This is a genomic window from Mesorhizobium sp. M7A.F.Ca.AU.002.02.1.1 (assembly GCF_003998535.1).
GTDB classification, from domain to species: domain Bacteria; phylum Pseudomonadota; class Alphaproteobacteria; order Rhizobiales; family Rhizobiaceae; genus Mesorhizobium; species Mesorhizobium ciceri.
Genome location: NZ_RZPB01000096.1, coordinates 1 through 12,543, shown reverse-complemented (window position 1 = coordinate 12,543; position 12,543 = coordinate 1). Strand labels below are relative to the sequence as shown.

The window sequence follows — 12,543 nt, the reverse complement described above, 5'->3', positions numbered from 1 at the left end:
CAAGCCCCCAAGCCCTCGATACCACGCCCCTTCCCACGGGAAACGCGGCCTTGGCAAGCAAAGACACGGGAAAACCGGCGTTTTCGGGGCGGATGCCAAGCTTGCGAGGCTCGACAATCCTGGGGCTAACCGGCATTAACCAAATGGACGCAACAGCCGCGTTACGTTAGCGTCGTCTCATCTCAGCAACAGCCGACCCAGAACGGTCCAGCCCTTGTCCTACCTGCGTCCCTTTCCGCTCATCCAGAGAGTTTTTGCGGCACTAGCCCTGCTGGTGCTGCTGGCCGGCTGCGCCACGACGCCGCCCGACAGCGTGCTGGCCGTGCCCGCGCCGGCGCAGAAATATGCGGCCATCGTGGTTGACGCCAGGACCGGCAAGCAGCTGTTCGAGGTCAGCTCGACGGCGCAGCGCTACCCCGCCTCGCTGACCAAGATGATGACGCTGTATCTTTTGTTCGAGGCGCTGGAGTCCGGCCGCGTCAGCAAGCAGACGCAGATCCCGGTGTCGGACCATGCCGCCTCGCAGCCGCCGACCAAGATGCGCTTCCGGCGCGGCGAGAGCATCGACGTCGATTCCGCGATCCGCGCCATCGTCGTCAAATCGGCCAATGACGTGGCGGTGGCGGTCGGCGAATATCTCGGCGGCTCGGAGGATCAGTTCGCCGCCATGATGACATCCAAGGCGCGCCAGCTCGGCATGACCAGCACGACCTTCCGCAACGCGTCGGGCCTGCCCGACGATGGCCAGATGACGACGGCGCGCGACATGGCGGTGCTCGGCATGGCGCTGCATCAGCGCTTTCCCCAGCAGTTCCACTATTTCTCCGAAAGCGACTTCATGTTCCGCGGCCGGCTGGTGCGCGGCCACAACGACATGCTCGGCCGCGTGCGCGGCGTCGACGGCATCAAGACCGGCTACATCAGGGCGTCCGGCTTCAACATCGTCACCTCCTACAATGCCGACGGCCGCAATTTGATCGTCGTGGTGATGGGCGCCGACTCAGCCCGCCAGCGCAACGACCATGTCGAAGCGCTGATCCAGCGCAGCCTGTCGCCGACCACGGACGGCGCCAAGACCAGGCTGATGTTCGCGGAACAGTGAGGAGTGGTCCGCGTAGCGGACAAAAAGCCAATTGCTTGGCTTTTTGAACGACGAACGCCCTGAGCCTGCGAAGGGCGAGCTGCCGGTAGCAAGCATCGCGCTTGGCTGCGCGGGGATGGATATCGATAGGAATTTTTTCTTGACCCTGAGGGCAGCTATGCTACTATTTTCGGTATGGTGCTGAGTCGCGCCAATTGATCGACTGGAAACGTGACCCGCCCGCAAGGCGGGTTTTTTGTTGCCCGCCGCCCTGCAGAACCTTGTGCACGTTGGCGGGACAGCGCCCTCCTCTGTCCTGCCGGATGTTCGTCGCTCGGAAAGCCAAGCAATTGGCTTTCCGCCCGCTGCGCGGACCGCTCCTCAACCCCCGCAAGGGGGGAGATTGGCAGCTTCGGCGCTCCGCTCACTCCTGTGACGGTGGAAATTGGCGAAAGCCGGGACAACAGCCAATCTCCCCCCTTGAGGGGGAGATGTCCGGCAGGACAGAGGGGGGTGATTGGCGCAAACATCGGGCAAGTTCTTCCCGCTCCGGCCAATTTCGAACGTCTCCACCCTCCCTGAGGGGCGAGCCGCCGTCAGCCACATCGCCTCTCCGATCAAAAACACTTGTCCGGCCTGCGAAATCCGTGCCCGGCGCTGGCTATGCGCCGCCACCTCTGTCTATCGTCGCCCAGCACCCTCAGGAGCCCACCATGAGCACCGTCCCCAAAACGTCCGAACAGGCGGCAGACAATCAGAACGATGACGGCGGCGAGTATTTCGAGGCGCCGATCGTCGGTGAGCTGGAGGCCGATCCGGTATCGGACGAACACTTCGACACGCCCGAAGTGCCGGACTCCGAACCGGCAGGCCCCGGCGCCCACCGTGGCAAGCCGAAGAAAAAGCCGTCGGCGATATCGGGCCGCAAATTCCGCAAGCGCGATCTGGTGCGCATCGACACGCTGCGCCCGAGCCTCGCCGACCGCATCCGCTCGGACCATCCCGACCTGCCGGCCGGCGCCCGCATCAGCCGCGCCGAGCTCGGCCGCTACCGCATGCGCTATATGGAGGAGCTGCTGCAGCAGGAGCACGGCGAATTCTCCGAGCTCGACCGTCAGGTGGTCGAATCGATCGCCAGGCAGGACACGATTTCCGAAAACTCGGAAGAAGAATTCGAGGAGCACCGCACCTTCGCCGACCGCGTCTCCGACAACATGGCGGCCTTCGGCGGCAGTTGGTGGTTCCTGATCTCGTTTGGTAGCGTGCTGCTGGTGTGGATCGGCATCAATCTGGTCGCCGGCATGTCGAGCGCCTTCGATCCCTACCCCTTCATCCTGCTCAACCTGCTGCTCTCCTGCATTGCCGCCATCCAGGCGCCGATCATCATGATGAGCCAGCGGCGGCAGGAGTCCAAGGACCGCCTGCGCTCCTTCAACGACTACCGCGTCAACCTCAAGGCCGAGCTCGAAGTGCGCCATCTGCACGAAAAGCTCGACTACCTCATCTCGCGCCAATGGACGCGGCTCGCCGAAATGCAGCAGATGCAGCTGGACGCGATGCACGAACTGGCGGGCGCCAAGAAGCCGAAGCGGGCGGTGCGTGGAAGGCGGACGGTGAAGGCGGGGGCGGGAACCTCGTAGGCCGCAGCCTGGACGCACCCGGCCCAAGTCGCTACGCCAATCGCCAATTGCCCGTTGAAGCCCGCGCCCGCTTCCGCTAAGAAGCCGTGACTTGCCGGTTCACCGGCTGGTTCGTTTTCCGGATTCCGGAAAGCACCCGTAGCTCAGCTGGATAGAGCGCTGCCCTCCGAAGGCAGAGGTCACAGGTTCGAATCCTGTCGGGTGCGCCAGTTCCATGTAGGTCCGTTTCGGGGCACTGCGTTTGTCGTTGGCAGCTTTGCGGTCGAGCAGGCTCACGCGGCCCTTCAGCCCTTCAAAGGCATAATTCTTCTCAACCGCCAGCCAGGGCAACCGCCAGCGTTCGGCGGCGAGGGTGTCGCGAGCCCGCGAATGGGCCACCTGCGTCGTGAAGAAGGTACACCCCTCATTGCTCGGCTGCCGGCCGGCCGTCGAACCACATGTAATAGGAGGCGATGAGCATTTGGCGCCCCTCGAACGCGTCCAGCAATATTACCGACCCGACACCGATCGGAGGGAGTGCGCCCTATCTCCGCTTATGAGGTACCGTGCCGTTCTCCCGCGGCTGGGGAGCGCCTAGAGCATCAGATAGATGATCCGGCCCAGAGCGCCAAAAAGCAGCGCGAAGGCTGCAATCGACTGGACGAAGAAGCCGGGATAGCGCTTCAAGGGCGCGGTGCGATACCCTACGAAATATGCAATCCGACCTATCATCCAGAGCAGCCCAAGGCCGGAAGCCCACGCGGCATTCCAGTAGATCGCGAACAGCCACATCGACGGCATAAAGATAGGAAACCATTCCACCGCGTTGGCATGTGCCCGGATGGTTCGTTCAAGGAGCGGGTCGCCGGTCATTGCGGGCGCCAGTATGCCAGTCTTCTTGTGGGTTCTCGCGACCGTCACCGCCATTCCGAATATCATCAAGCTACAAAACAGCGTCACGAGAGCTACCGGGTAAAGCCGTTCCATGTTTGCCTCCTCTCATGGTCGGGACAGTAGGCAAGCAAAGGTTATCGGCAAGGGCAAGGCGCAGGCAGATCTTTCCTGACAACCAGCGCCAATAAGAGCGGGGTTGTCAGTTATATAATTGCCCTTTTTGTTAATCACCCGAAAACGATGGGCAAGTTATGCCATCAGCGTCCCTTCCGTGGAGGCGGTGATGGCCATCGGCATACCGCCGTGCGCGATTGACACGCTGCCCGGCGGAAGGCAAAGAGTGACACATTATTGGCAAAGGGGAATGTCGATGAAGAAAATCTATCAGAAGCCCGTTTTCACGAAGCGTGAGCGACTGTCGTCAGTGACGGCTTCGCCCAGCTCATCCGGGATTATCGATTAACCAAGAGAGTTACAGTTTTGGAAAGCCCGCTGCCGAAAGGTGGCGGGCTTTTTGCTTTCTCCAGGAAACGACAGCCGATTCCGCAAGTCGGCACCGTCAACCTCAATTTCAAGTTCGGCAGACGCAACTGCCTGTGGGACCGCGTGCAGGGCAAGGTTAGCGGACCAGTGCCGAAGGCCTGAAGAAAGACAAAGCGGAATGGTTCAAGCCCGCCTTGTCGGACGGGTGCGAAGAAATGCATCGCCATGCGAAGCTGCTGGACTGCCCGGAGGAGAAGTAATGCCCGTGGTAAAAGGGCTCCCTGAAGCGCGAGAACAGGCTCTGCACTCGCGATCTAGACCATCAGGCTTAATTGCTGGATTCCTGTTGTGCCGGTAGCGTAATCGGGCTGGGGTGTCCAGCACTGGCCGGCACGGCGTGTCCAACCCCAAATTCGCAACCGTGCCGGTCTGTTGCACCAATGGGAATGAATGTCTCAGACTTCGACCTTGACCCCCTTCCGCGCAAGAATCGTCTGCATTGCAGCCATCAGCTCTTCGTCCCACTGGTCAGGTTTCCCTAACGGTCGAAGGTAAGCCAGCGCGGGCCCGCCGAGTCGCGTTACCCTACCACCCCCCGTACACTCTCCCGCTCCACCAGCGGACACTCCAGCTTCGTGATCGGATACCGCCCCCGTCCAGGCGCCGCCGGCGCTTCCAGCTGTTCGATCGCCCATTGGCCCATCGCCATGTGCGGCAGGATCGAGGTCGTCAGCGGCGGGAACAGATGCCTGGCGATTTCCTCGTCGTCGTAGCCGACCACGGAGATGTCCTGCGGAATGTGCAGGCCGGCTTCCTTCAGCGCTTCGTAGCAGCCGATCGCGGTGCGGTCGTTCTGGCAGAAGATGGCGGTGGGCTTATCCCTGAGCGCCAGCAGCTTGACGGTGGCGGCATAGCCGGCGCTGGCCGACCAGTCGCCCTCGACCACCAGCTCGGGATCGAACGGGATGTCGGCCGTGGCGAGCGCGCGGCGGTAGCCCTTCAGCCGGTCCTGTGCCGCCTGCATCCACGGCTCGCCGGTGATGGTGGCGATGCGGCGGTGGCCGTGGCTGATCAAATGGCGGGTCGAGCTCTGGCCGCCGGCGATCTCGCTCGGCACCACGGACGGGAAGGCGTAGTCCGCCGTGTAGCAGTTGAGCAGGATCACCGGGATGTCGAGGCCGTAGAGATAGTCGGGCGCTGTGATCTCGCGGGTGAAGATGGTCATGTAGATCAGCGCCGAAATGCCCCGCTTGGTCAGCGCTGAAATAGCGCGCGGCTCCATGACGGAATCGCCCAGCGTCTGCGCCACCAGAAGCACGTTGCCGGCATTCCACGAGGCCTGGCGCGCGCCCTCGATGGCGACCACGGCTTCGGGGCTGGTGGCGAGCTGGTCGACGGCAAAGCCGATCACCCCGTCCAGCCCTTCGAAGGCGGGCCCCTCGAAGGCAGGCAATGCCGGGTGAAGCGCCTCGAAAGCGGGCGCGGTGTAGCCAAGCGTCCGTGCGGCCTCGATCACCCGTTCGCGGGTCTGCTGCGACAGCTTGATCCCTGGCGAATTGTTGAGCACGAAGGACACGGTCGCCTGCGAGCAGCCGGCGGCCCTGGCGATATCGATCATGGTGACGCGGCCCTTGGCGCCCTTGGCCGGCGCCTTGCGCCGCCTCGCTGTGTCGCTGGCCCGATCCGTCGTCTCGCTCATGGCAAATCCCAGTCTGGCTGGCCGGTCAGGCCGGCAAGGTGGCGTGACGCCGTCGATTTATCGGAATAACGTCAAGCTCGTTTATAACTATTAGTATGCCGGAGGTCCATCCGCCACGCATCTCCATACAAGCGAAAGCTCAATTAACAAAAGGCCTGGGCGGCTGCCCAGCGGTGAGGGCGGCACGCCGGCGGGCACACCGCGAAACCGCTGGCATTGGCTCGGAACTAATACTGTTTACTAATACAAAAATGCGCTGTACCGTCAATCGTCGCATCCGGCCGGTCACGTCCGGGGCGACGGGAGAGTACGAAAAATGGCCCGGTGGCGAGCGGATCCTATCTCCGCAAGCCTTGTCTCGGATATGTGATATGTCAGACAAATCGGACTATTTACGAATGAAGGATGAGTCTCTAAGGTCGCTGTCGTGGCTGGAACGACGCCATTCTTTCGGTGCCGGGAACCCCTTTGAGGAGGAGGGCGTCCACGCTGCAAACGGCAAATCAGGTCAGTGCAAGATCGGCCGGTCCAACGACTGAGCCAAACGGGAGGTTGAACATGAAATCCTTGATACGCAATGCATCCGTAGCCGCGACCGCGCTGCTGCTTGGCCTGTCGGCCACGGCAATCGCGCGCGCCGACGACAAGCCGACGCTGGCCTTCGTGGTCAACGGCGCTTCCGATTTCTGGAAGGCCGCCGAAGCCGGCGTCAAGAAGGCGCAGGGCGAACTGCCCGACTATACGCTCGAGCTCAAATATCCCGAGCAGTCCTCGGTCGCCATCCAGCAGCGGCTGATGGACGATCTGGTGACCGCCGGCGTCAAGGGCATCATGGTCTCGGCCGTCGATCCCAAGACCTCGACCGATGGCCTCAACAAGATCGCTTCGGAAACGGCGCTGTTCACCACCGACTCGGACGCCCCGCAGACCAAGCGCGTCGCCTATATCGGCTCGTCCAACGTCGATGCCGGCAAGCAGGCGGCCGAAATCGCCAAGAAGGCGATGCCCAATGGCGGCAAATGCCTCGGCTTCGTCGGCCTGCTCGGCGCAGACAATGCCAAGGAGCGCATCCAAGGCATGAAGGACGGCCTGGCCGGCACCAAGGTCGAGTTGATCGACGTGCGCGGCGACGACATCGACCAGGCGCGCGCCAAGAAGAATGTCGAGGACGCGCTGGTCGCCAGCCCCGACGTCACCTGCATGGTCGGCTTCTACTCCTACAACACGCCGCGCATCTATGAAGCGCTGCGCGACGCCGGCAAGCTCGGCTCGATCACCGTCGTCGGCTTCGATGACGATCCGATCACGCTCGGCGGCGTCAAGGAAGGCACCATTGCCGCCACCGTCGTGCAGCAGCCCTTCGAATGGGCCTATCAGGGCATGAAGCTGATGGCTGCCTATCTCAAGGGCGACAAGTCGGGCATCCCGGAAGGCAACCTCATCATCATCCCGACCAAGATCATCGGCAAGGATGACGTCGACGCCTACGCCGCCAATCTGAAGGCGATGGCCGGAAACTAAGACTTGAAGCAGTTCAGCCGGCTCAACGTCGCTTGGGCCGGCTGCTCGCATTGACGAACACCGCGAGGATCGTCAGTCTGCCAAAAGCCAAGAGCATGATCCCGAAAAGTGGAAGCCGGTTCTCGGAAAAGATCATGCTCAGAAATTGGCCCGCCAATCGCTGTCAGGCATGATGAATTATTCCGACACATCCATTGCTGCATCCGTGACCGCCCCGTTCCTCAGCCTTGAGAACGTGCGCAAGACCTATCCGGGCGTCGTCGCGCTCGACGGCTTCTCCATGGAGGTCAGGCCGGGCGAGGTCATCGGCCTTGTCGGCGAAAACGGCGCCGGCAAATCGACGTTGATGAAGATCCTCGGCGGCGTCACCAGGCCCGACAGCGGCACGATCACCGTCGACGGCACCGCGCATGACAGGCTCTCCGTCGAAGCCAGCCTGGGATCGGGCATCGCCTTCGTCCACCAGGAACTCAATTTGTTCGAAAATCTGGACGTCGCCGCCAACATCTTCTTCGGCCGCGAACCTTTGCGCGCCGGGCCGCTCAAGCTCGTCGACCGCGCCAAGCTGCGCACCATGGTGGCGCCGCTTTTGAAGCGCGTCGGCGCCAATTTTTCCGCCGACACGCCGGTCGCGACCCTGTCGCTGGCGCAGCAGCAGATGGTCGAGATCGCCAAGGCGCTGTCGATCGAGGCGCGGCTGGTCATCCTCGACGAGCCGACATCCAGCCTGCCGCTCGCCGAGACCGACAAATTGCTCGACGTCATCAAGGCGCTGAAGGCCGACGGCATCAGCGTCATCTTCATCTCGCACCGCCTGCACGAGGTCGAACGCGTAGCCGACCGCGTCGTGGTGCTGCGCGACGGCATGCTGGCCGGCACCTTGCCGAAGAGCGATATCGGCCACGACCAGATGGTCAAGCTGATGATCGGCCGCATGCTGAAGGAGCGCGAGAAGGCCTCGGAAGCGGCGCGTGCGCCCGGCGCCGTAGCACTTGCGGCCAAGGCCATCCGCACCCCTGCCTATCCCGGCCGCCCGGTCGATCTCGACGTCAGGCGCGGCGAAATCCTCGGCCTCGCCGGTCTTGTCGGTTCCGGCCGCACCGAGCTGGCGCGGGTGTTCTTCGGCATCGATTCGAAGCTCGGCGGCGCGCTGGAACTCGACGGCAAGCCGCTTGCGCTGGCTTCCGCGGCCGACGCCGTCGCGCACGGCATCTTCCTGGTTCCGGAAGACCGCAAGCTGACCGGTATCCTGCTCGACCTGTCGATCGCTCAGAACATTTCGCTGCCCAATCTGCCCGCGCATGCGCGCCGCTCCCTGGTGTCCTCAAGCGCCGAGACCTCCACCGCCGAGAAGCAGAAGAAAGACCTCGGCATCAAGGCGCCTTCGGTGCAGACGCGCACCGGCACGCTGTCGGGCGGCAATCAGCAGAAGGTCGTGCTCGGCAAGTGGCTGGCCATGAACCCCAATGTGATGATCCTCGACGAGCCGACGCGCGGCATCGACATCGGCGCCAAGGCGGAAATCTACGGCCTGATGCGCGCATTGGCCGATGCCGGCGTCGCCGTGCTGATGATCTCGTCGGACATGGAAGAGGTGATCGGCGTGTCCGACCGCATCGCCGTCATGCATGAGGGCCAAATCTCCGGCATTCTCGACAAGGACCGGTTCAGCCAGGAAAACGTGCTGCTGCTGGCGGTGGGCAAGCAGCCGAAGTAGTTTTGCCGGGGTCTCGCGCAAGCGCGATCTGCTCAGGCATTGGGGAGAAGACGATGAGCAAGAAAGATCTCGGCCTGCTGATCCTGATCCTGGTGGTCGGGGCGATCGTTGCGATCATCAATCCGCGCTTCCTGCTGCCGATCAACCTCGCCAACACCTCGAACCTGATCGGTCTGTTCGGCATCCTGTCGATCGGCCAGGCCTTCGTCATCATCACCGGCGGCATCGAATTGTCGGTCGGCTCGGTGGTCGCGCTGCTTGGAACGCTGTTCATCGACTTCATCGCCGTGCGCGAGGTGGGCTGGCCGCTGGCCTTCGTGCTGATCCTGTTCCTCGGCGCCATCATAGGCCTGGTGCATGGCTGGCTGATCACAAGGCTCAAGCTGCAGCCTTTCGTCGTCACTTTGTGCGGCCTGTTGATCTACCGCGGTGTCGCCCGCTTCTACACCGCCGACGGCACGGCGGGTTTTGCGTTCGGCCAGAATTTTCCCGAGCTCGAATTCCTGACGGCCGGACGCTCCTATGGCGTGCCGAACAGTTTCATCGCGCTGATCGTTATTTCGATCGTCATGTGGGTGGTGCTGCATCGCTCGGTGTTCGGCCGCTATCTCTACGCCATCGGCAAGAACGAGGAGGCGGCGAAATATTCGGGCATCCGCACCGGCCGTGTCGTCATCGCCGCCTATGTCATCTGCGGTGTGCTGACGGCGCTGTCGGCGATCTATTTCGCCATGTACACGCGCTCGATCTCGCCGGCCAGCCACGGCCAGTTCTACGAACTCTACGCCATCGCCGCCGCCGTGCTCGGCGGCTTCTCGCTGCGCGGCGGCGAAGGCTCGCTGATCGGCGTCATCCTCGGCACGGTGCTGCTGCAGGAGCTGCAGAATCTCGTCAACCTGCTCGGCATCCCGTCCTCGCTCAACTTCGCGGTGATGGGCGGCGTCATCCTCATCGGCGTGCTGGTCGACCAGCAATGGGGCGTGTTCCGGGAACGGCGGCTGATGGTCGACGCCACCCGCAAGGGCGTGGCGGGCCAGGCTGCGGAATAGCTAGCCTAGATCAGGCCCGACATGTCGGAAAAGGCCATCGCCTTGCGCAGCACCTCGGCGAAGCGTTCGCCGGCGGCTTCGCGCGGGCCGCTGTTGTCGATCGAGGTGACGCCGGGCCCGGACAGAGTGACATTGGCGCTGCGTGCCAGCCGCGCCAGCACTTCGCCGCGGGACTCCCGGCCGCGCATCGCCAGACGCTCGGCCAGCACTTCAGGCGAGGCAGTGATCTCGACGACGGCCAGGTTGGCATAGCGTTCGCGCAAGGAGGGGATGATCGCGCGCGACACATTGGCGACAGCGACACGGCCATTGGCGACAGACCAGTCGACATCGGCGGGGATGTCGCAGCGCCAGCCGTGTGCTTCCCAGGAAATGGCGAAGGCGCCATCGGCTTCGGCTTCGGCGAAGGCAGCGTCGGCCAGCGTGTCGTGATCCTCGCTTGCGGCATCGCTCGGCCTGGTGATGACCCGGCGGACGAACTCCAGCCGCGTTTCGTCGGCAAAATGGTTGCGGGCGTAGCCGATCACCGTGTCCTTGCCGGCGCCGCTTGGGCCGACGACGGCGACGAAAACGCCATCGCGGATCGGAAACGTCTCGGCCGAAAGTTCCCGCTCGATCAGTGCCGACACCATCATGCCACCCGGCGTCCCTGCCGCCACACGGTGCGCACGACCGGAACATGGTCGTCGACGCGCACCCGCACCAGATCGGCGCGGCGGCCCTGCTCGATGACGCCGCGGTCGGTCAGTCCAACCGCATCGGCCGGGTTTTTCGAGACCATGGCGACGGCCTGCGGCAGGGAAATGCCTTCGACGACATCGCCGAGGAAGAACGCCGACTGGATCAGGCTGAAGGGAATGTAGTCGGACGACAAGATGTCGAGCAGGCCGTCGCTGGCCAGCGTACGGGCCGAGACATTGCCCGAATGCGAGGCGCCGCGCATGACGTTTGGCGCGCCCATCAGCACACCCATCCCGGCCTCTTTCGAGGCCCTTGCGGCCTCTTCCGTGGTCGGGAATTCGGCAACCCGCACGCCCTGCTCGATCGCTTCGTCGACATGGCCCGATGTGGCGTCGTCGTGGCTGGCCAGCACGATGCCGCGCTCCTGGCAGGCGGCGGCGATCACCGCCCGGTTCGGCGCCGAATTGCGCGCCGATTCGGCCATCCGTTTTTCGCAGAACACCTTGAAGTCGCGATCGGTCAGCTTCAGCTTGCGCTGGTAATAGTAGGCATAGGTTTCGAGATTGACGAACTGGCGCTGGCCTGGCGCATGATCCATCAGCGATGCCAGCTTAACCCGCTCGTCGCCGTCGAAATTGGCGAAAGCCCTGAGGCAGTCGGGTGCCGAAACCTCGCAGCGCAGGTGGATGAAATGGTCGGCGCGCAGACGGTCCTGCTTCACACTGTCCTCGATCGCGTCGGCCAGCTTGCGGATGTCGGCCGATGTCAGGTCGGCGTCTTCGTCCATGCCGACGCGCAAGGCGTCCAGCACGGTGGTGATGCCGGCGGTTGCCACCTGCGCGTCATGGGCGAGCACGGCGGCGATCGGATTCCAGCGCACCTTGGGCCGCGGCGCGTAATGGCCTTCGAGATGGTCGGTGTGCAACTCGACCAGCCCGGGAATAATATAGTCGCCGCCCATATCCTCGCCGATGCGGCCAGAGCCAAGGCTTGCGCCGGCTTCGATGCCGGCGATAAAGCCGTCGCGCAGCACCAGCGAACCTTCGACGATCTCGTCGGCAAGCACGATGCGGGCATTGTGGAGAACAGTCTCGGCGGTCATTTCAGGCAGTCCTTCAGGCGGTTTTTCTGGCCGGGCGGCGCCCGAGCGCGTGATGCGAGAGCACCATGAACGGCGCACCCGGTTCGGTTTCGACAAACAAGGTCAGCGCATCCACCAGCACCTTCTGTTGCAGCACTTCCGCGAACAGGCTGTCGATCGCTGCGCGCAAACGCGGGCTCTCCTGTGACCCCGCCCGGCCGGAGAGCGTCATGTGGAAGCGAAAGGTTTCGAAGACATAGGGGTAGCCCCATTGGCAGAGATTGCGGAACTCGGCCGGCTTCAGCGAATCCGGGCTGCGCCGCTCGATTTCCGCCTCGCTCAGCGGTGCGCGAAACCGGTCGAAGTCGCGCACCACGTCATCGGCGAACCGGTTGAGCGCAGGCACTGGCCCTTCCGGCACCAGTGCGAAGAAGCCGTCGATCTGGCTGACCACGAGACGGGGAATGGTCACCACCGGCGTCACCTCGGCAAAAAGGTCGAGTGCGGCGCGCAGCGAGACTTCCGTCTCGTTGGCAGCCAGGCGGAACGGTGCTTTCAGCGTCGCATGGAAACCATAGCGGCGCGCCGAAGCGGTGTGGAAAGCCACTTCCGCCGCCGACAGGTCGGCCACCGCTTCGACCGGCCTCGTGGCGGCGCCAAACGGGTCGCGGCCCAGCCAGTCGGCGGCGATCCGCGCCAGTGGCTCGTCCTGCCGGGG

The 12,543-nt window shown here is 63.5% G+C and carries 10 protein-coding genes and 1 tRNA gene; 6 read left to right on the top strand and 5 right to left on the bottom strand.

All coding sequences use genetic code 11. The annotated features are described in order from the left end of the window. The first annotated feature begins 214 nt into the window (after window positions 1-214). From EN879_RS09000 to EN879_RS08985, 3 genes are all read left to right on the top strand, one after another. Entirely contained in the window at window positions 215-1,102 is an 888-nt protein-coding gene (locus tag EN879_RS09000) for a D-alanyl-D-alanine carboxypeptidase family protein (protein ID WP_063169763.1), read from the top strand. 692 nt (window positions 1,103-1,794) lie between these two features. Continuing rightward, the gene (locus EN879_RS08990) at window positions 1,795-2,721 is read left to right on the top strand and encodes a DUF1003 domain-containing protein (RefSeq protein ID WP_063169764.1); all 927 of its coding nucleotides are present in this window, start codon (window positions 1,795-1,797) and stop codon (window positions 2,719-2,721) included. A 132-nt stretch (window positions 2,722-2,853) separates the two neighbouring features. Continuing rightward, window positions 2,854-2,930: transfer RNA gene (locus EN879_RS08985), tRNA-Arg, on the top strand. A gap of 364 nt (window positions 2,931-3,294) precedes the next feature. Here the strand turns inward: EN879_RS08985 and EN879_RS08975 are convergent. Together EN879_RS08975 and EN879_RS08965 are read right to left on the bottom strand one after the other, a co-directional pair. Beyond that, a complete protein-coding gene (locus EN879_RS08975) occupies window positions 3,295-3,687 on the bottom strand; it encodes an MAPEG family protein (protein ID WP_013528384.1) in 393 nt (130 codons plus the stop codon). A gap of 970 nt (window positions 3,688-4,657) precedes the next feature. Continuing rightward, window positions 4,658-5,776 (bottom strand): LacI family DNA-binding transcriptional regulator, encoded by a 1,119-nt coding sequence (locus EN879_RS08965; RefSeq protein ID WP_063169765.1) that lies wholly within the window; start codon window positions 5,774-5,776, stop codon window positions 4,658-4,660. Window positions 5,777-6,334: 558 nt separating this feature from the next. Here EN879_RS08965 and EN879_RS08955 point away from each other — a divergent pair. The 3 genes from EN879_RS08955 to EN879_RS08945 all read left to right on the top strand — a co-directional run bounded on the left by EN879_RS08955 (window position 6,335) and on the right by EN879_RS08945 (window position 10,063). Then, entirely contained in the window at window positions 6,335-7,297 is a 963-nt protein-coding gene (locus tag EN879_RS08955) for a sugar-binding protein (protein ID WP_127274014.1), read from the top strand. Window positions 7,298-7,469: 172 nt separating this feature from the next. Continuing rightward, the gene (locus tag EN879_RS08950) at window positions 7,470-9,014 is read left to right on the top strand and encodes a sugar ABC transporter ATP-binding protein (protein WP_082826719.1); all 1,545 of its coding nucleotides are present in this window, start codon (window positions 7,470-7,472) and stop codon (window positions 9,012-9,014) included. Between the two features lie 53 nt (window positions 9,015-9,067). Further along, entirely contained in the window at window positions 9,068-10,063 is a 996-nt protein-coding gene (locus EN879_RS08945) for an ABC transporter permease (RefSeq protein WP_027161057.1), read from the top strand. A 5-nt stretch (window positions 10,064-10,068) separates the two neighbouring features. Here EN879_RS08945 and phnN read toward each other — a convergent pair whose 3' ends face one another. The 3 genes from phnN to EN879_RS08930 all read right to left on the bottom strand — a co-directional run. Continuing rightward, on the bottom strand, window positions 10,069-10,698 hold the full coding sequence (phnN, locus tag EN879_RS08940; protein ID WP_164774351.1) for a phosphonate metabolism protein/1,5-bisphosphokinase (PRPP-forming) PhnN: 630 nt from the start codon (window positions 10,696-10,698) through the stop codon (window positions 10,069-10,071). Beyond that, on the bottom strand, window positions 10,695-11,846 hold the full coding sequence (locus EN879_RS08935) for an alpha-D-ribose 1-methylphosphonate 5-triphosphate diphosphatase (RefSeq protein ID WP_063169766.1): 1,152 nt from the start codon (window positions 11,844-11,846) through the stop codon (window positions 10,695-10,697). Before EN879_RS08935 ends, phnN begins: the two co-directional genes overlap by 4 nt. 13 nt (window positions 11,847-11,859) lie before the next feature. Further along, window positions 11,860-12,543 (bottom strand): DUF1045 domain-containing protein (locus EN879_RS08930; protein WP_127274013.1); only part of this gene is annotated, 684 nt, incomplete at its 5' end.